Genomic DNA, 17,286 nt, shown 5'->3' on the forward strand with positions numbered 1-17,286 from the left:
CGGCGCTCCTCCTGCGCAGGTGGGCCGCCGGTCCCCGCGGCCTGCCCGGCGCCGCGCCGTGTTCAGGCGCACGCGGAGACGGGCGGCGTCCCCAGCGCGGGCGCCGCGCGGACGGCGCCGACGGGCCGGCCGCCGCCGAGCAGCGGCTCGCCCGTGAACGGGGCGAGCCGCTCCGGGTCGACGCCGGCCCGGGCCAGTGCGGCGGCGACGACCGGGATCCGGGCGCGGGTGGCGCCGTCGGCGATCTTCACGGCGACGGCGCGGCCGTCGGGCAGGGCGGCGACCTGGACGCCCTCGTAGCCGTCCTTGGCGAGCAGCCCGGGGACGGCCCGCATCAGTTCGGCCACGTCCCGGCCGGCGCCGGAGGCCATCTCCGGGTGCTCGCGCACGGCGTCGGCGACCCGGGCCTCGGGGGTGCCGGGCGCGGCGGTGACGATCCGGGCGGCGGCGCGGGCGAGGCCGGTGAGGGAGATCGCGAACAGGGGCGCGCCGCAGCCGTCGATGCTCACCCGGGCGACGTGCTGCCCGGTGAGGTCCTCGACGGCCGCGGCGATCGCCTGCTGGAGGGGATGGGCGGGGTCGAGGTAGCCGTTGAGGGGCCAGCCGTTGACCACGCAGGTGTGCAGCATGGCGGCGTGCTTGCCGGAGCAGTTCTGGGCGAGGCGGGAAGGGGCTCGGCCCGCGCGCAGCCAGGCGTCGCGGACGGCCGGGCCGAGGGGCAGGTCCGCGACGTTGCCGAGGGCGTCCTCGGTGAGTCCGGCGAGGCGGAGGATGCGGCGGGCGGCATCGAGGTGGCGGTCCTCGCCGGAGTGGCTGGCGGCGGCGAGCGACAGCAGGGCGCCGTCGAGCGGGAGTCCGGCGCGGACCATGGCGACGGCCTGGAGCGGCTTGACCGCCGAGCGCGGGTAGAAGGCGGCGTCGGCGTCCCCCAGCCGGAAGGCGGTGCCGCCGCCGGGTCCGAGGACGACGACGGACCCGTGGTGCACGCCCTCGACCATGCCGCCGCGTATCACGTGGGCGACGGGGACGTGCCGGGGCTCGCGGACGGGGGGCGCCGCGGCGACGGAGTTGCTGTGCATGGCTGCCTGGTTCATTCGGGAGGGGTGGGGGCGGGACGGGTGGCGGGTTCGGGACGGGTGGCGGGTTCGGGACGGGTGGCGGGTTCGGGACGGGTGGCGGGCGCGGGGGATGCGGAGCGCACGATGTCGGTGAGGGTCGTCTCGACCCGGTCGAGGTGGTGGGCCATGGCCGCGACGGCGTCCTGCTCGCTGCCGTCGGCGAGCGCCTCGACGATGGCACGGTGCTCGCGGTTGGACTGCTCGCGGCGCCCGCCGAGTTCGTTGAGGAACGCGGACTGGCGGGCGAGGGCGTCGCGGATCTCCTCGATGACGCGGCGGAAGACCGGGTTCTGCGCGGCCTCGGCGACGGCGAGGTGGAAGAGGGTGTCCATCGCGACCCACGCGATGGTGTCGGTCTCCCGTTCCATCCGCTCCAGCAGACGGGCGAGGTGGTCGAGGTTCTCCGGCGTGCGGCGCACGGCGGCGTATCCGGCGACGGGGATCTCGACGTGGCGGCGCACCTCCAGCAGGTGGCTGGCGGCGTAGTCGCCGAACGTGGGGTCGTCGACGCGGTCGGCGACGACGAAGGTGCCCTTGCCGGTCCTGGCGACCGTCAGCCCCAGGGCGCCGAGCGCGCGCAGCGCCTCGCGCAGCACGGGCCGGGACACCTCGAGGGTGCGGCACAGCTCCGCCTCGGAGGGCAGTTTGTCGCCGATGGCGTACTCGCCGCGCTCGATGGCGCTGCGGAGGTGGGTGAGCACCGCTTCCATCGCGCCGACGCGGCGTGGTGCGGGCAGTCCACCTGTCTGGCTGTCTGACAGGTTCACGGGAGCGATGGTCGGGCGCGGGCCGTGCGCGTGTCAAGCGGCGGTCGTGCGTCTCGGGCGGGTCGTGCATCGGCTCCGGGCCGTTCGCACGCTGCCGCCACTCGCGTGAACGTCCCCCGCGGACGCTTCAGCCGGGACACGGCGCGGCAGGAGCCGCCCGCACGGGAACGGCCCTGCCCCCGGACCGTCTTCCCCCGGGGTCGGGCCCGGCTCTGTCCGGGAGCGGCGCTCTCGGCCCGGAGCGGCGGTCTCGTCCCGGAGCGGCACTCTCGGCCCGGAGCGGCACTCTCGCCCCGAAGCGGCGCTCTCGGCCGGAGCGGCACTCTCGCCCCGGAGCGGCACTCTCGCCCCGGAGCGGCGCTCTCGCCTGGAGCAGCGTTCCCTCTACGGAGCAGTGCTCCCGCCCAAGAGCGGCGGAACGGTGCTCTCACCCCCGTGACCGGTGCTCCCACCCCGGAGCGGTGCTCCCACCCCGGAGCGGTGCTGCGTGACTGAGTGGTGGCGACATCGGGCGCTGCCGGTCAGCTGCCGCCCAGACCCGGACCGCTTTCCCCCGGGCCCTGCCCCGCCTTCAGCCCCACACCGCCCGCGCCACCGCCATCCCGGCGAAAGCGGCCGCGAGCGCCGCCGCCACGCTGCCGGCGACATTGAGCGCGGCGTACCCCCCGGCCCCGGTTTCGGCCAGCCGCAAGGTCTCGTAGGAGAAGGTCGAGTACGTGGTGAGCGCCCCGCACAGTCCGGTGCCGAGCAGCAGTATGAGGCGGGAGTCGGCCGCGCCGGCCGCCGCGGCGCCGGTCAGGAGGCCGAGGATCAGGCTGCCGGCGACGTTGACGGCGAAGGTGCCCCAGGGGAAGACGGAGTCGTGCCGGGACTGCACCGCGCGGTCGGTGAGATAGCGCAGCGGGGCGCCGACCATGGCGCCGGCGACGACCAGCAACCAGTTCATCGTCCGCCGCCCCTCCCCTCGCCCCGGGCCCGGTACTGGACGACCTCGCAGGGTTCAAGGGTGACCAGCCCGCCGCCGATCAGCCCGTCGAGCTGGGGCAGGAAGGCGCGGACGCGTTCTTCGGCGTCGACGATGACGACGGCCGCCGGCAGGTCCTCGCTGAGCGAGAGCAGCCGGGAGGTGTGGATGCGGGAGGACGCCCCGAAGCCCTCGACGCCCCGGAAGACGGAGGCGCCCGCGAGACCGGCCGCGTGGGCGCGGTGCACGATCTCGGTGTGGACGGGGCGGTGGTGCCAGGTGTCGCTCTCGGCCACGAGGACGGTCAGGCGCAGGGCGGGGCCGGCCGGTCGGGTCATGTCTTCCTCCGGGTCGGTGCGCGGCGGGCCGCCGTCGCCGCGAGCCACACCGCCGCCAGCGCCGCGAGCGGGGTCCCGGCGAGGCAGAGGAGGGCGGTGCCCGTGCGGCCCGTGTCGAACAGCTGCTGGACGTCGACGGCGTAGGTGGAGAAGGTGGTGAACCCGCCGAGCACTCCGGTGCCGAGGAACGGCCGGACCAGCGGGTGGGCCGTGCCCCGTTCGGTGACGGCGACCAGCAGCACGCCGATCGCCGCGCATCCGGCGGCGTTGACGCAGAAGGTCGCCCAGGGGAACCCGCCCTCGGGCGTGGGCCAGCACAGGCCGGCGGCGTACCGGGCGGCGGCCCCGATTCCGCCGCCGGCGGAGACCACCGCGAGGACCGGCGCCCGGTCGCGCCACGCCGGACGCCGTGCGGGGTGCCGCGCGGGCCTGTTCGTGGGAACGGGCCGGGCTGTCATGGTCGTACGTCTCCTACTGGGCCCCTGCCGCCGGGGGATGATCGCGGCCGTGCCCAGGCTAGTACGGCCTCCCGGCGCGGGGCGCGGCGGGCGAGGGCCCGGGAACGCGGCGCCGGCCCGGCCGCGGGGTGCGTGCTCCCGCGGCCGGGCCGGTGTCCGCCGGTGCGGCTCAGTGGGTCAGCGGTGGCTGAACCACGCCGTCGCGGGCAGGACCCGGTCGTCGTAGCCGAACAGCGCCTGGTTCTCCCAGCCGTTGCCGGAGGCGGGATCGGTGGGGTCCCAGCCGTTGCCGGTGCGGGCGGTCCAGGTGGCCTCCCAGTAGAAGACGCCGAGACCGCGGCCGTTCGGGACGGCCTCCACGATGCTCGCGATGTCCTTCATCCACTGCGTCTGCCCGGCCGTGGAGGCCGCGTAGCCGGGGACCAGTTCCTCGGCCAGGTCGATGATGTTCTCGTGGGCGTCCTCGCTGTCGAGCCGGAAGGGGTAGGCCGTCTCGGCGACGAAGACCGGCTTGCCGTAGCGGGCCGCGGCGTCGTCCAGCGTGGTCTGGAAGTCGTACAGGGTGCCGTGCCAGTAGCCGTAGTACGACAGTCCGATCGCGTCGAACTTCACGCCGTTGGCCACCGCGCTGTCGAACCACCAGCGGGTGCCGGTCAGGTCGCCGCCCTTGGCGAGGTGCAGCGCGACCGGCGTCGACGTGTTGACCGCCTTGACCGCGTCATAGCCGCTGTTGAGCAGTCCGGCGAGCTGTGCCCAGTTGCTGGTGGAGCCCTCGTTCCACAGCATGCCGCCGTTGATCTCGTTGCCGACCTGGACCATGTCGGCGGTGGTGCCCTGCGCCTTGAGGGCGTTCAGGACGTCGTAGGTGTGGTTGTAGACGTCCGCCTTGAGCTGGGTGTAGGTGTGGCCCGCCCAGGCGGCCGGCTTCGACTGGGCGCCGGGGTCGGCCCAGGTGTCCGAGTAGTGGAAGTCCACCAGCAGCTTCATGCCCTGCGCCTTGACCCGCTTGGCCATGGCGAGCACGCGCGCCTTGTTGTTGTAGCCGTCGGCGGGGTTCACCCAGACCTTCAGGCGCGCGTAGTTCATGCCGGACGACTTCAGGATGGCCAGGGCGTCGCCGGTGGTGCCCGAGGCGGTCTTGTAGACGCCGCCCTTGGCCTCGCTCTTGGGCAGGGAGGAGACGTCGGCGCCCTTGATCGTGGTGCCGGACGTGCCCGATGCGAAGGTCAGGTCGTCCACATTGATCCAGTTGCCGGCGTTCGCGTCACTGTTGACGCTGATGGTGCACTGGTTGGTGGTCACATTGACCGGCACGACGATCCTGATCCACCCACTGGACGAGACCGGGATGTCGGTGCGCTGCTCGGCGCCACCGCAGTTCTTCAGGGCTATGTAGGCCGACTTCTGGCCGCCGCCGGAGCGGACCCACGCGGTCAGCCTGTAGTTGCCGTTGGTGAGCCCCGACAGATACTGGTACGTCTCCACCTTGTAGGCGGTGGACGCCCAGTGGCTCAGCCGGTAGCCCCCGCTGCGGCCGCCGGACTCCGCGAAGGACGCGGCGGTCGAGCCGTACTCCGACCAGCCGCTCGGCGCGGCGGCGCCCGCGCCGTCGGCCTCGAACCCGCCGTTGGTGAGCGTGCTCGCGGCCTGAGCGCTCTGGGCGGGCAGGGTGGCGAGGGCGAGCCCGGCGGCCAGCGGCGGCAGCAGGGCCATGAGGGTGCGTCTGGGATGGAACTTCATCGTCCGTCGTCCCTTCGACGTGATGGGGATGAGAGTCGCCCCGTCCATGGCGGCGAGGGGCGGGCCCCTCCGCCCGCGGCTCTCGTGGCACGCGCGGGCGGAGGGGAGTCGGCTCAGCCGTCGAGTCGGACGACCCGTACGGCTCCGGCGGGCAGCGCGAGGCGGCCCGCGGCCCGCTCTCCGGTCAGCAGCTCGGTGCCGGGCGTGTCCAGCGGCACCTTGACGTCGGAGGCGGTGTGGTTGAGGGCGAACAGGAAGGTGCCCGAATCGCCCGTGCGGCGCACCACTTCGACGTCGCGGGGCAGGTCCTGGCGCGGCGCGAGGCCGGCGTCCTCGGCGGCCCGGCCGAGGAGCGCGTCGAGGCCGGTGCGCCCGAGGCGGGTGGAGACGTACCAGGCCGTGCCCTCGCCGAGGCGGTGCCGGGTGACGGCGGGGCGGCCGGCGGTCAGCCCGTCGGCGTACGTCCACACGGTCTCGGCGCCGCGCGGCACGACGAACTCCGTCCACACGTCGGCCTCCAGCGCCACCCCGTCGGGGCCGGTGACCAGGACCGTCTCGTCCCGCAGCAGCGGCGAGAACTCCTCCACGGTCAGTCCCAGCGCCTCCCGCAGCGGCCCCGGGTAGGCGCCGTCGTGCACGGCGTCGTGTTCGTCGACGATGCCGGAGAAGTACGACACCACCAGGGTGCCGCCGCCCTCCGCGTACCGGGTGAGATTGCGGCCGGCCGCTTCCGTCATCAGGTAGAGGGCGGGCACGACGACGAGGGGGTAGGCCGACAGGTCGGCCTCCGGGTGGGCGAAGTCGACCGTGAGGTGGCGGTCGTAGAGGGCCTCGTAGAAGGCGTCGGCGCGTTCGCGGGCGTCGTGGTCCTCGCTGGGGCGCCAGTCGAGGTTCTGCGCCCACCAGGACTGCCAGTCCCACAGGACGGCCGCGTCGGCGACCGTGCGGGTGCCGCGGATCTCGCCGAGCGCGTCGAGGGCTTTGCCGAGTTCGACCACCTCGCGCCACACCCGGGTCCCGGTGCCGCCGTGCGGGACCATCGCCGAGTGGAACTTCTCGGCGCCGCGCCGGGACTGGCGCCACTGGAAGAACATCGCGCCCTCGGAACCGCGGGCGACGTGCGCCAGCGAGTTGCGGGCCATCTGGCCGGGGGCCTTGGCGGGGTTGCGGGGCTGCCAGTTGACGCCGGAGGTGGAGTGCTCCAGCAGCAGCCAGGGAGCGCCGCCCGCGACGGAGCGGGTGAGGTCGGCGGCCATCGCCAGGTTGACGTGGGTGCGGCGGCCGTCGGTGATCAGGTAGTGGTCGTTGGTGACCAGGTCGACCTCGCGGCCCCAGGCCCAGTAGTCCAGGGAGTCGCACTGGCTGAGCGCGGTCATGAAGTTGGTGGTGACCGGCACGCCCGGTGACAGCCGGTGCAGGATGTCCCGCTCCATGCGGAAGTTCTCGCGGATGGTGGCGTCGGCGAAGCGCTTGTAGTCCAGTGCCTGCCCGGGGTTGCCGACCGTCGGGGTCGCGCGGGGCGGGTTGATCTGCTCCAGGTCCGTGTAGCGCTGGCCCCAGAAGGCGGTGCCCCAGGCCTCGTTGACGGCGTCGACCGTGCCGTACGTCGTCTCCAGCCAGCGGCGGAAGTGGGCCGCGCAGGAGTCGCAGTAGCAGGCGGAGACGGGCACGCCGTATTCGTTGTGGACGTGCCACATCGCCAGCGCCGGGTGGTCGCCGTAGCGCTCGGCGAGCCGCGTGGTGATGTTCGCGGCGGCGGCGCGGTAGTCGGCGTTGCTGTGGCAGATGGCGCCGCGCGAGCCGAACTCGTAGCGGGTGCCGTCCTCGCGCACGGGCAGCGCCTCGGGGTGCGCCCGGTAGAACCACACGGGCGGCACGACCGTGGGGGTGCCCAGGTCGACACGGATGCCGCCCTCGTGCAGCAGGTCCAGGACGCGGTCGAGCCAGCCGAAGTCGTACTCCCCCGCCGCCGGTTCCAGCAGGGCCCAGGAGAAGATCCCGACACTCACCATCGAGACGCCGGCCTCGCGCATCAGCCGGACGTCCTCGTGCCAGACGTTTTCCGGCCATTGCTCGGGGTTGTAGTCCCCACCGAAGGCGAGCCTGGTGAGGCCCCTGGGGGTGGTGTCCGGCATGGGTGTCTCCCGGGTATCGATCATTTGGGAACGTGCACACACGTCTTCGGCGGTGCGAGCCCAACATAACCGCACAGCAACAACCATTGACAAGTGTCCGGGATGTTTCTCTACTGTGAACGCTCACAGAAGCATGGCAGGTCCTCGCAGCAGGCGGGGACCCTGGTCAGGGGAGAGTTCCATGCCACACACGAAGCGCCGTAGCCTCGTGGCCGTCTCGGTCGCCGTCACCCTCGGCGCGACCGCCCTCGCCGCCTGCGGCTCGTCCGACGAGGGCGACGAGTCCCAGTCCGGGCCGGTCTCGCTCACCTACTGGAGCTGGGCGCCCGGCATGGACAAGGTCGTCGACCTGTGGAACAAGGGGCCGGGCAAGAAGGAGCAGATCACCGTCACGGTGAAGAAGCAGGCGTCCGGCGACACGCTGGTCACCAAGATCCTCACCGCGCACAAGGCCGGCAAGGCCCCCGACCTGGTGCAGGCCGAGTACCAGGCGCTGCCGACCCTGGTCAGCAACGACGCGCTCGCCGACATCTCGGGCGAGGTCGGCGACGCGAAGAGCAAGTTCGCCGAGGGCGTCTGGCAGCAGACCACGCTCGGCACGGACGCGGTCTACGCGGTGCCGCAGGACATCGGGCCGATGATGTTCTACTACCGCGAGGACCTCTTCGAGAAGTACGACCTCGAGGTCCCCGCGACCTGGGAGGACTTCGCCGAGACCGCGCGCAAGCTGAAGAAGGCGTCGCCCGGCACCGACCTCACCACCTTCTCCGCCAACGACTCCGGCCTCTTCGCGGGCCTCGCCCAGCAGGCCGGCGCCAAGTGGTGGACGACCGAGGGCGACCAGTGGAAGGTCGGCATCGACGACGAGGCGACGCGCAAGGTCGCCGAGTTCTGGGGCGGCCTCGTCGAGGAGGGCGCCATCGACAACCAGCCGATGTACACGCCGGCCTGGAACAAGGCGCTCAACACCGGCAAGCAGATCGCCTGGGTCAGCGCCGTGTGGGCGCCGGGCACGCTGAGCACGGCCGCGCCCGACACCAAGGGCAAGTGGGCCATGGCCCCGCTCCCCCAGTGGTCCGAGAGCGAGAACGTCACCGGCAGCTGGGGCGGCTCGTCCACGGCCGTGACGACGGACTCCAGGAACAAGGCCGCCGCCGCCAAGTTCGCCGCCTGGCTGAACACCGACGGCGAGGCGCTCAACGCACTGGCCAAGGAGAGCGGCATCTACCCGGCCTCCACGTCCGCCCAGCTCAGCGGCGCCTTCACCAACCCGCCGGAGTACTTCTCCAACCAGCCCGACTTCTACACCAAGGCCGCCGAGATCGCCGGCACCACCGCGCCCTCCGCGTGGGGCCCGAACGTCAACGTCGCCTACACCACCTTCAAGGACGCCTTCGGCGCCGCCGCGAAGAACAAGTCGGACTTCACCGCCGCCCTGAAGACGATGCAGGACGACACGGTCGCCGACATGAAGAAGCAGGGCTTCGAGGTCGCGGAGTGACCAGCACGGCACGCCGGAAGTCGTACGGGGTCAAGGGGGCCCCGTATGCCTTCCTCCTCCCCGCCACGATCCTCTTCGCGCTGTTCTTCGCGCTGCCCATCGGCTACGCGGTGTGGCTCAGCTTCCGCAAGGTGCAGGTGTCCGGCCTCGGCCTGGGCTCCGGCGCCCGCACGGAGGTCTGGGCCGGCCTGGAGAACTACACCGACGCCCTCACCGACAGTGAGCTGCTCGACGGTGCGCTGCGCGTCCTCGGCTACGGCTGCATCGTCGTCCCGGTGATGCTCGGCCTCGCCCTGGTCTTCGCGCTGATGCTCGACTCCGACAAGGTCAGGCTCGCCCCCTTCACCCGGCTCGCGATCTTCCTGCCGTACGCCATCCCCGGCGTCGTCGCGGCGCTGCTGTGGGGCTTCCTGTACCTGCCGGACGTCAGCCCGTTCTACTTCGTGCTCGACCGGCTGGGTCTGCCGCAGCCGGACCTGCTGGACGGCGGTCCTCTCTATCTCGCCCTGTCGAACATCGCGGTGTGGGGCGGCACCGGCTTCAACATGATCGTCATCTACACCTCGCTCCAGGCCATCCCGACCGAGGTGTACGAGGCGGCCGAGCTGGACGGTGCCACCCCGCTGCAGATCGCGCTGAAGATCAAGATCCCGATGGTGGCGCCCTCGCTGGTGCTGACCTTCTTCTTCTCGATCATCGCGACGCTCCAGGTGTTCAACGAGCCGACCACCCTCAAACCGCTCACCAACTCCGTCTCGACGACCTGGAGTCCGCTGATGAAGGTGTACCAGGACGCCTTCGGCAGGGGCGACATCCACGCCGCCGCGGCGCAGGCCACGATCATCGCGCTCGCCACCCTGGTGCTGTCCTTCGGCTTCCTGCGGGCCGCGAACCGCCGCAACAAGCAGGAGGCAGCCCGATGAGTTCTCTTGCCGTCCGCAAGTCCGCCCCGGCCGCCGGGACCACCCCCGGCACCGCCCAGAGCCCCCCGCTGCGCCGCCGGATCGCGCTGATCCCGACGGTGACGCTGCTGATCGGCGCCCTGTACTGCCTGCTGCCGGTGGCCTGGGTGGTCATCGCGTCCACCAAGTCCGGCAGCGAGCTGTTCTCCACGTTCACCTTCCTGCCGGGCACCGGGTTCACGGAGAACCTGTCGGACCTCAGCGCGTACCGCGACGGCGTGTACTGGCAATGGATGGGCAACTCCGCCCTCTACGCCGTCGTCGGCGCCCTGCTGTCGACGATCGTGTCGTCGTTCAGCGGCTACGCGCTGGCGGTCTACCGCTTCCGCGGGCGCGAGACCCTGTTCAACGTGCTGCTCGCGGGCGTGCTGATGCCACCGGTCATCCTCGCCGTCCCGCAGTACCTGCTGCTGGCGCAGGCCGACCTCACCGACTCCTATCTGTCGGTGCTGCTCCCGCAGATCCTGTCGCCGTACGGCGTCTACCTCTCGCGGATCTACGCCGCCGCAGCGGTCCCCTCCGACGTGGTGGAGGCCGGGCGAATGGACGGCGCGAGCGAGTGGCGGATCTACACCCGGATCGCGCTGCCGATGATGCTGCCCGGCCTGGTGACGGTCTTCCTCTTCCAGTTCGTGGCCATCTGGAACAACTTCCTGCTGCCGTTCATCATGCTCAGCGACGACGAGAAGTTCCCGATCACGCTCGGCCTGTACACGCTGCTGGAGCAGGGCGCCAACACGCCGGCCCTGTACACGCTGGTGATCACGGGGGCGTTCCTCGCGGTGTTCCCCCTGGTCGCGCTGTTCCTGGTGATCCAGCGGTTCTGGAGCCTCGACCTGCTCTCCGGAGCCGTAAAGTCATGACCATGAGCAACACGGGGGGTCGGCGCAAGCCGCCGACGATCCACGACGTGGCGCGCGAGGCGGGTGTCTCGCGCGGCACCGTCTCGCGCGTCCTCAACGGCGGCCACTACGTGAGCCCTTCGGCGCAGGAGGCGGTCAACGCCGCCATCCGCAAGACGGGTTACGTGGTCAACCGGCACGCCCGCTCGCTGATCACCGGGCGGTCGGACTCGGTCGGTTTCCTGCTGACGGAGCCCCAGGAACGGTTCTTCGAGGACCCCAACTTCAACGTGCTCCTGCGCGGCTGCACCCAGGCGCTGGCCCAGCACGACATCCCGCTGCTGCTGATGCTGGCCGGCACCGAGGACGAACGGCGGCGCATCACGCGGTACATCACCGCCGGCCACGTCGACGGGGTGCTGCTGGTCTCCAGCCACTCCGGCGACCCGGTGGCCGAACGGCTGCGCGAGGCGGGGGTGCCGCTGGTGGCCTGCGGCAAGCCCATCGGCCTGGCCTCCAAGGTGAGTTACGTCGCCGCCGACGACCGGGACGGCGCCCGCGACATGGTGCGTCATCTGCTGTCGCTGGGCCGCCGCCGGGTCGGCGTGGTCACCGGCCCGCTCGACACGCCGGGCGGTGTGGAGCGCCTCGCCGGGTACAAGGAGGTGCTCGCCGAGGCGGGCATGGAGATCGACGAACGGCTCATCGTCTCCGGCGACTACAGCCGGGCCAGCGGTGAGGCGGGCGCCGAGCGGCTGCTCGCCGGGGCGCCGGACATGGACGCGGTGTTCGTCGCCTCCGACCTGATGGCCCAGGGCGTGCTGACGGCGTTGCAGCGCGCGGGCCGCCGGGTCCCCGAGGACGTCGCGGTCGGCGGCTTCGACGACTCCCCGGCCGCGGTGGCCGCGAGCCCGGAGCTGACGACCATACGGCAGCCCTGGGACCGGATCAGCGCGGAGATGGTCCGTGTCCTGCTCGCCCAGATCGGCGGGGAGGACCCGTCGGCGGTGATCCTGCCGACGGAGCTGGTGAAGCGGGAGTCGACGTGACGCCGTCGCGGCATGCGGGCGGCAGGGGCGCCCGGCGCAACCGGTCAGGATCGGAGAAGCGTCCACCCGCTCCCCCGGCCTAGCGTGGAACCACCGGCGTCACAGGGCGCCGGCCACGCACCCGGGAGGAACGACCATGACCGCCGGCCTGAAGACGATCATCTACCCCGTGAAGGACCTGGACGGGGCGAAGGCCCTGTTCGGCGCCCTGCTCGGCACCGAGCCGTACGCCGACGAGCCCTACTACGTCGGCTACAAGGACGCCGGCCAGGACGTCGGCCTGGACCCCAACGGGCACGCCCAGGGCCTGACCGGGCCGGTGCCCTACTGGCACGTCGACGACATCGAGGCCCGCTTCGCGGCGCTGGTCGAGGCCGGGGCGGAGCCGCTCCAGGAGATCCGCGAGGTCGGGAAAGGCCGGCGGATCGCCTCCGTGAAGGACCGGGACGGGAACCTGATCGGGCTGCTCCAGGACCCGGGCCGACCGAGCTAGTTGTGCGCTCAACGAAAGCCGGGTTCGGTGTTACCGTGCGGATATGGGAACGAACACGGCCGAGTCGGCTCTCGAGGAGCGGTGGCGGGACATCCTGTCCGTGCACGCCCGCACGATGTGCGAGATCGACCGCGTGCTGCATCCGCACGGCCTCGGCGCGAGCGACTTCGAGGTTCTCGACATCCTGGCGGCCTCCGCCTCCTCCTCCGGGGGCGGCGAGCAGTGCCGGGTGCAGAACCTCGTCGGCCGGGTGCACCTGAGCCAGAGCGCCCTGTCCCGGCTCATCGGCCGGCTGGAGAAGGAGGGCCTGGTCGAGCGCTCGGCGTGCGCCGAGGACCGGCGGGGCGTGTTCGTCACGCTGACCCGCAAGGGCCGTGACCTGCACACCCGGGTGCGACCGCTGCAACGGGCCGCGCTGGCGCGGACGCTGGCGGGCCCGGAGGGCGGGGAGAGCGGCCGGGAGGGGTGAGCCGGGCGCGGGCGGCGGTCCCGCGTCCGCCGGGTCCGGTCACGCCGTACCACCGCCCTCCGGCCGCCCCACCACCGCGCACCGCCCCCCTACGACCGCCCTACGACCAAAGCCGGACGTCGTCTCCGCCCCCGGACCGCGGTGTTCGCGACGGGCTCGTGCCTACAGTGCACGCATGTCCGGAACCGAACAGTTCCATCTCGACGCCTATCTCCGACGGATCGGCGGGCCGGGCGCGCCGCGCGCCGACCTGGCCACGCTGCGGAGCCTGCACCTGGCCCACGTACGGGCCATTCCGTTCGAGAACCTCGACGCCCTGCGCCGCGAGCCGCCCTCCCTGGACATCGGCGACATCACGGCGAAGCTGGTGGATAGCCGGCGGGGCGGCTACTGCTACGAGCACAACCTGCTGTTCGAGCACGTCCTGCGCACCCTCGGCTTCCGGGTCACCCGGCTGGCCGCACGGGTCGTCGCCGGCGCGGACGCGGACGCGTACGAACGGCGGCCCCGCACCCACATGGCCCTGCTGGTCGGCGTGCCCGGCGACCCGCGGCCGTACCTGGCCGACGTCGGCTTCGGACCCGGCACGCTGCGGGAGCCCGCGCCGCTGGCGGACGGCGCCGAGTTCCGCCACGGGGTCCGCCTGAACCGGCTCGTGCGCCTGCCGCACGAGGGCCCGCTAGAGCAGTGGTCGTACCAGGAGCACACGGGCAGGGACGGCGGAACCTGGACCGACCAGTACCTCTTCACGCTGGAGCCGTTCGAGCGGTCCGACTACGAGGTCTTCAACTGGTACGTCGGCGCGCATCCGCGCTCGCCGTTCACCCGGCGCGTCTACGCCCACCGGTCCGCCGCCGACCGCGACCTCCTCCTCGACGGCGCGCTCCTCACCGAGACGCACGCGGACGGCACGGTCAAGGAGCGCCGGCTGCTGAGCGAGCGGGAGGCGCGGCGCGTGCTGGACGAGGAGTTCGGCATCGCCGTACCGGAGGGCACGGCCCTGCCGATGTGACCGGCGCGGGCGGCCCGCACAGGACGTCACAGCACGAACTCGGCCCCGTCGTCGAGCACCTCCACGCCCGCCCCGGCCAGTTCCGCGCGGTCCGCCGAGGCCGGGTCGAGAAGCGGATCGGCGTCGTCCAGGCCGATGTGGACCCGGCGCGGTCCGCCGGCGTCGGCGACGGCCCGCGCGGCGGTCGCGTCGGCCGCGAGGTAGGCGCCGTCCAGCAGGGCGCAGTCGGCGCTCGTGAGGAGTTCGGCCAGTTCGGGGCCCCAGTCGCCGATGCGGGGCGCGTACAGCAGCACTCCCCCGGTGGCGAGGTCCTCGATGCGGTACGCCGTCGTCCAGCCGTCGTCCGGACGGCCGGGAAGGTACCCGGGCGGGGTCCGGCCGGTGGAGTGGGCGGTGACGACCAGTCCACCGGAGAGCACGAACCCGCCCTCGGTGAGGCTGTCCTCCCAGCCCCACGGGGCGTAGCGGTCGACCATGGCGCGGGCCGGCGCCAGCGCGGCCAGCACGGGCGGGGTGGCGTACACCTTCAGGCCGGGCTGTCCGCGCAGCACGGTCAGCCCGGAGACGTGCTCGGGTTCGGCGTCGGTGAGCAGCACGCCGCGGACCACAGGGCTGCGCGGTCCGGCGCCGGGCCACAGCGCCGAGGCCGCGGCGAGCTGCGTGCGGACGTCGGGCGTGGCGTTGAGCAGCCACCAGTCGCGGGAGTTGCCGGTGACGGCCGCCGCCTCCGGGGCGCGGGAGGGCAGCTTGCCGTCCCGGGCGGCGGAGCACGGCGGGCATCCGCAGTTCCACCGCGGGAAGCCGGCACCGGCGGCGGTGCCGAGCAGTACGACCCTCAAGACGACCCCCGGCGTTCCTCGCTGCGGTCCGGTCCTTCCGGCTGGGGTCTTCCCCTCCGGCACCGCGTGCCCACCCTGCCGGAGGGGGGATTTCCGGCCGTCCTCGGTCCGCGCGTCGGCCCGGCGGACCCCGCGTGACGAGGGCGTTCCCGCGAGGTGAACGCCCGGCTCAGCCCTGCGGCCGGGCCAGCAGCGCGCGCACTCCGTCCGAGGTCAGGGTCAGTCCGTGGGCGGAGCTGGCGTCGATGGTGAGGGACAGGTCGTCGGAGGGCCACTGCGAGGCCAGCGCGCCGAGCGGGACCATGCGGTAGCGCGAGACGAACGGCAGCAGCTCCGCCATCTCCAGCTCCGAGGTGAACACCGGCACCACCGGGCGTCCGCCCGGCTCCTCCAGTACGGGCAGCGCAAGGGCCGCGGGGTCGGTGGCGTCCTCCTCGGGAACGTCGTCGGGCACGGGGATCAGCACGTCACTGCCGGCGAGCGCGTCCAGCGCCGCCCGGTCCTCGGTGTTCTCCACGAGCGCGTCCAGCGCGCGCTGGGCGGTGGTGGCGTTGTCGTCGTCGTTGGCGGGTGTCTGCATGGCACATCCCCTGGTAGCGGCGGTCGAACGGCCGACCCGGCGCGAGTCCGCACCGGGGTGCGGCGTGCGACGCGTACCCGGCCCGGCGGCAAACATGCCGGATTCCCGGGCCCGGCCGAAACCCGCCCGCGTCGGCCGTGCGGGTGGTCGGCACGCCGCGCCCGGGAGGAATGCGGGGCGCGCGGGCAGGCATGGACGCCGGGGACGCCGGGCGCTGTCCACGCGCCCCGTCCCGAAGGGAGCAAGACCGATGCGCAGAAGACTGCTGACGGCCGCCGTGGTGATGGCCCTGGCCGGCATATCCACGCCGCAGGCGTTCGCCGCCGAGGTGAGCGCGCAGGACGAGATGCTCGTGATGCGGGCGCACCAGGGCAATCTCGCGGAGATCGCCGCGGGGCAGGACGCCCGGAAGCACGCCACGACCGACTGTGTGAAACGGGCCGGCGCCGTCCTGGTGCGGGACCACTCCAAGCTGGACGCGGATCTGCGGGCGCTCGCGGGCGCGCTGGGCGTGACGCTGCCCGGTTCGCCGTCCGCCGAGCAGAAGAAGGCCCTGGCCGCCGTACGGGCGAAGGCGGGCGGTCCGGCGTACGACGCGGCCTGGCTGGCCTCGCAGGACGCGGCCCATCGCAAGACGCTCGCGCTGATCGACCAGGAGCTGACCGCCGGGACGAACGCCGAGGTCAAGGCCGCCGCACGGGCCGCGCGTCCGGTGGTGGCGATGCACCTGGACATGGTGCGCGGCGGCGTCTGCCACGAGGTGCGAGAGGCCGGCACGGTCCGTGCGGGCAGCGCGGGGCTCCTGACGCCCGCCGACGACACCCCGGACGACAGGGACCGCGCCCTCACGCCGGACGACGACACTCCGGACGACACAGACCGCGCCCTCACGCCCGACGACGACACCCCGGACGACACAGACCGCGCCCTCACGCCCGACGACGACACCCCGGACGACACAGACCGCACCCTCACGCCCGACGACGACACCCCGGACGACACAGACCGCACCCTCACGCCCGACGACGACACCCCGGACGACACCGACCGCACCCTCACGCCCGACGACGACACCCCCGCCGGGGACACTCCGGACGACAAAAACCGCGGCCTGACACCCGCCGGCGACACCCCCGACGACAACCGCGGCCTGACACCCGCCGGCGACACCCCCGACGACGGAGACACCGCCGACCCAGCCACCGACCGGCGCCACCTCCCCGCCGACGACACCCCGGACGACACCGACCGCGGCCTCGTCGGGCTCACCCCTGTCGGCGACACCCCCGACGACGCCGACCGCCGCCTCGCCGTGGACGGTGGCGCCCCGGTCGCGGCAGGGATGCTCGCCGCGGGCGGTGGGCTGTTCGCCGCAGGTGGGGCCGTCTGGCTCTGGCGTACCCGGCGGCCCTCGGCCGACCGGCGCTGACGCGTGGCACGCCACCGGTCGGCCGCCGTGCTCACGACCGCGTGCGGGCTGGGCGCGCTGGCCGCCGGATGGCTGCTCCCCGACGAGCCGAATGCCCGCCCGGCGGACGCCGGACGCACGGCGGCCGTCTCGCCCCCGACGCGCCTGCGCGGACCGCACGGCCTGGAGGCCGCCGTCGTTCCGGTCGCCGCTCACCGTGACGGGTCGCTGGCCCTCCCCGACGACCCGCGGACCGGCGGATGGTGGGCGCTGGGGGCGGCGGCCGGCGCGGCCGACGGGACGCTGCTGATCGCCGGGCACGTCGACACCCGCGAGGACGGCCTCGGCCCGTTCGCCGCGCTGCACCGGACACCGCCCGGCGCCCGGGTCGAGGTGACCGGCGCCGACGGCCGGGTGCGCGCCTACCGGGTCACGGCCCGCCGCACCTACCGGCAGGAGCGGCTGCCCGCGGACCTCTTCGCCGGCGCCGGCGGGCACCGGCTGGCACTGGTCACCTGCGCCCGGCCCTACGACCGGGAGACCGGACGGTACCGGCGCAATCTCGTCGTGTACGCCACGCCGGTCGCGCCGGCGCCGGCGGGCTGACGCCG

General features: G+C 73.3%; 18 protein-coding genes. 9 read left to right on the forward strand and 9 right to left on the reverse strand.

Annotation, left to right across the window (positions count from 1 at the left end; all coding sequences use genetic code 11):
* Positions 1–62: 62 nt before the first annotated feature.
* The 7 genes from ACZ6KF_RS10070 to ACZ6KF_RS10100 form a co-directional block, all read right to left on the reverse strand.
* Complete coding sequence (locus ACZ6KF_RS10070) at positions 63–1,079, reverse strand: asparaginase (protein ID WP_356635072.1); 1,017 nt, start codon at positions 1,077–1,079, stop codon at positions 63–65.
* A gap of 11 nt (positions 1,080–1,090) precedes the next feature.
* On the reverse strand, positions 1,091–1,885 hold the full coding sequence (locus ACZ6KF_RS10075) for a FadR/GntR family transcriptional regulator (protein ID WP_469238010.1): 795 nt from the start codon (positions 1,883–1,885) through the stop codon (positions 1,091–1,093).
* A 571-nt stretch (positions 1,886–2,456) separates the two neighbouring features.
* Positions 2,457–2,831 carry a fluoride efflux transporter CrcB gene (gene crcB / locus ACZ6KF_RS10080; RefSeq protein WP_469159364.1) on the reverse strand — a complete coding sequence of 125 codons (375 nt, stop codon included), beginning with the start codon at positions 2,829–2,831 and terminating at the stop codon, positions 2,457–2,459.
* On the reverse strand, positions 2,828–3,187 hold the full coding sequence (locus ACZ6KF_RS10085) for a DUF190 domain-containing protein (protein WP_356635078.1): 360 nt from the start codon (positions 3,185–3,187) through the stop codon (positions 2,828–2,830). The genes crcB (ACZ6KF_RS10080) and ACZ6KF_RS10085 overlap by 4 nt, the downstream gene beginning before the upstream one ends.
* The gene (gene crcB / locus ACZ6KF_RS10090) at positions 3,184–3,645 is read right to left on the reverse strand and encodes a fluoride efflux transporter CrcB (protein ID WP_469238012.1); all 462 of its coding nucleotides are present in this window, start codon (positions 3,643–3,645) and stop codon (positions 3,184–3,186) included. The genes ACZ6KF_RS10085 and crcB (ACZ6KF_RS10090) overlap by 4 nt, the downstream gene beginning before the upstream one ends.
* Before the next feature lie 177 nt (positions 3,646–3,822).
* Positions 3,823–5,385: a glycoside hydrolase family 53 protein gene (locus ACZ6KF_RS10095; protein ID WP_469238014.1), complete on the reverse strand. Its 1,563-nt coding sequence runs from the start codon at positions 5,383–5,385 to the stop codon at positions 3,823–3,825.
* Positions 5,386–5,498: 113 nt separating this feature from the next.
* Positions 5,499–7,520 carry a beta-galactosidase gene (locus tag ACZ6KF_RS10100; protein ID WP_469238016.1) on the reverse strand — a complete coding sequence of 674 codons (2,022 nt, stop codon included), beginning with the start codon at positions 7,518–7,520 and terminating at the stop codon, positions 5,499–5,501.
* 181 nt (positions 7,521–7,701) lie between these two features.
* On the opposite strand from ACZ6KF_RS10100, the gene ACZ6KF_RS10105 reads away from it, so the two are divergent.
* From ACZ6KF_RS10105 to ACZ6KF_RS10135, 7 genes are all read left to right on the forward strand, one after another.
* On the forward strand, positions 7,702–9,021 hold the full coding sequence (locus ACZ6KF_RS10105) for an ABC transporter substrate-binding protein (protein ID WP_356635086.1): 1,320 nt from the start codon (positions 7,702–7,704) through the stop codon (positions 9,019–9,021).
* Complete coding sequence (locus ACZ6KF_RS10110) at positions 9,018–9,944, forward strand: carbohydrate ABC transporter permease (RefSeq protein WP_356635088.1); 927 nt, start codon at positions 9,018–9,020, stop codon at positions 9,942–9,944. The genes ACZ6KF_RS10105 and ACZ6KF_RS10110 overlap by 4 nt, the downstream gene beginning before the upstream one ends.
* A complete protein-coding gene (locus tag ACZ6KF_RS10115) occupies positions 9,941–10,846 on the forward strand; it encodes a carbohydrate ABC transporter permease (protein ID WP_469238019.1) in 906 nt (301 codons plus the stop codon). The genes ACZ6KF_RS10110 and ACZ6KF_RS10115 overlap by 4 nt, the downstream gene beginning before the upstream one ends.
* Positions 10,843–11,874 (forward strand): LacI family DNA-binding transcriptional regulator, encoded by a 1,032-nt coding sequence (locus ACZ6KF_RS10120; protein ID WP_356635092.1) that lies wholly within the window; start codon positions 10,843–10,845, stop codon positions 11,872–11,874. Before ACZ6KF_RS10115 ends, ACZ6KF_RS10120 begins: the two co-directional genes overlap by 4 nt.
* A gap of 136 nt (positions 11,875–12,010) precedes the next feature.
* Positions 12,011–12,367, forward strand: coding sequence for a VOC family protein (locus tag ACZ6KF_RS10125; RefSeq protein ID WP_356635094.1), 357 nt, complete (start codon positions 12,011–12,013; stop codon positions 12,365–12,367).
* 43 nt (positions 12,368–12,410) lie between these two features.
* Positions 12,411–12,836: a MarR family winged helix-turn-helix transcriptional regulator gene (locus ACZ6KF_RS10130; RefSeq protein WP_356635096.1), complete on the forward strand. Its 426-nt coding sequence runs from the start codon at positions 12,411–12,413 to the stop codon at positions 12,834–12,836.
* Positions 12,837–13,011: 175 nt separating this feature from the next.
* Positions 13,012–13,848 carry an arylamine N-acetyltransferase family protein gene (locus ACZ6KF_RS10135; protein WP_469238021.1) on the forward strand — a complete coding sequence of 279 codons (837 nt, stop codon included), beginning with the start codon at positions 13,012–13,014 and terminating at the stop codon, positions 13,846–13,848.
* Positions 13,849–13,874: 26 nt separating this feature from the next.
* Here ACZ6KF_RS10135 and ACZ6KF_RS10140 read toward each other — a convergent pair whose 3' ends face one another.
* Both ACZ6KF_RS10140 and ACZ6KF_RS10145 read right to left on the reverse strand, forming a co-directional pair.
* Positions 13,875–14,687 (reverse strand): MBL fold metallo-hydrolase, encoded by an 813-nt coding sequence (locus ACZ6KF_RS10140; RefSeq protein ID WP_356635100.1) that lies wholly within the window; start codon positions 14,685–14,687, stop codon positions 13,875–13,877.
* 169 nt (positions 14,688–14,856) lie between these two features.
* Complete coding sequence (locus tag ACZ6KF_RS10145; protein WP_469238023.1) at positions 14,857–15,267, reverse strand: SseB family protein; 411 nt, start codon at positions 15,265–15,267, stop codon at positions 14,857–14,859.
* A 250-nt stretch (positions 15,268–15,517) separates the two neighbouring features.
* Here ACZ6KF_RS10145 and ACZ6KF_RS10150 point away from each other — a divergent pair, with 250 nt between their 5' ends.
* Both ACZ6KF_RS10150 and ACZ6KF_RS10155 read left to right on the forward strand, forming a co-directional pair.
* Positions 15,518–16,696 carry a DUF4142 domain-containing protein gene (locus ACZ6KF_RS10150; protein WP_469238025.1) on the forward strand — a complete coding sequence of 393 codons (1,179 nt, stop codon included), beginning with the start codon at positions 15,518–15,520 and terminating at the stop codon, positions 16,694–16,696.
* 27 nt (positions 16,697–16,723) lie between these two features.
* Positions 16,724–17,281 (forward strand): class F sortase, encoded by a 558-nt coding sequence (locus tag ACZ6KF_RS10155; protein ID WP_356635106.1) that lies wholly within the window; start codon positions 16,724–16,726, stop codon positions 17,279–17,281.
* Positions 17,282–17,286: the final 5 nt, after the last annotated feature.

This window comes from Streptomyces sp. NPDC046379, from assembly GCF_055587785.1.

Excerpts from the sequence above, each read along its gene's own strand:
- crcB (WP_469159364.1), bottom strand. The coding sequence starts at position 2,831 with ATGAACTGGTTGCTGGTCGTCGCCGGCGCCATGGTCGGCGCCCCGCTG.
- ACZ6KF_RS10150 (WP_469238025.1), top strand. The coding sequence starts at position 15,518 with ATGCGCAGAAGACTGCTGACGGCCGCCGTGGTGATGGCCCTGGCCGGC.
- ACZ6KF_RS10145 (WP_469238023.1), bottom strand. The coding sequence starts at position 15,267 with ATGCAGACACCCGCCAACGACGACGACAACGCCACCACCGCCCAGCGC.
- ACZ6KF_RS10105 (WP_356635086.1), top strand. The coding sequence starts at position 7,702 with ATGCCACACACGAAGCGCCGTAGCCTCGTGGCCGTCTCGGTCGCCGTC.
- crcB (WP_469238012.1), bottom strand. The coding sequence starts at position 3,645 with ATGACAGCCCGGCCCGTTCCCACGAACAGGCCCGCGCGGCACCCCGCA.
- ACZ6KF_RS10070 (WP_356635072.1), bottom strand. The coding sequence starts at position 1,079 with ATGCACAGCAACTCCGTCGCCGCGGCGCCCCCCGTCCGCGAGCCCCGG.
- ACZ6KF_RS10130 (WP_356635096.1), top strand. The coding sequence starts at position 12,411 with ATGGGAACGAACACGGCCGAGTCGGCTCTCGAGGAGCGGTGGCGGGAC.
- ACZ6KF_RS10120 (WP_356635092.1), top strand. The coding sequence starts at position 10,843 with ATGACCATGAGCAACACGGGGGGTCGGCGCAAGCCGCCGACGATCCAC.
- ACZ6KF_RS10115 (WP_469238019.1), top strand. The coding sequence starts at position 9,941 with ATGAGTTCTCTTGCCGTCCGCAAGTCCGCCCCGGCCGCCGGGACCACC.
- ACZ6KF_RS10135 (WP_469238021.1), top strand. The coding sequence starts at position 13,012 with ATGTCCGGAACCGAACAGTTCCATCTCGACGCCTATCTCCGACGGATC.
- ACZ6KF_RS10100 (WP_469238016.1), bottom strand. The coding sequence starts at position 7,520 with ATGCCGGACACCACCCCCAGGGGCCTCACCAGGCTCGCCTTCGGTGGG.
- ACZ6KF_RS10095 (WP_469238014.1), bottom strand. The coding sequence starts at position 5,385 with ATGAAGTTCCATCCCAGACGCACCCTCATGGCCCTGCTGCCGCCGCTG.
- ACZ6KF_RS10125 (WP_356635094.1), top strand. The coding sequence starts at position 12,011 with ATGACCGCCGGCCTGAAGACGATCATCTACCCCGTGAAGGACCTGGAC.
- ACZ6KF_RS10085 (WP_356635078.1), bottom strand. The coding sequence starts at position 3,187 with ATGACCCGACCGGCCGGCCCCGCCCTGCGCCTGACCGTCCTCGTGGCC.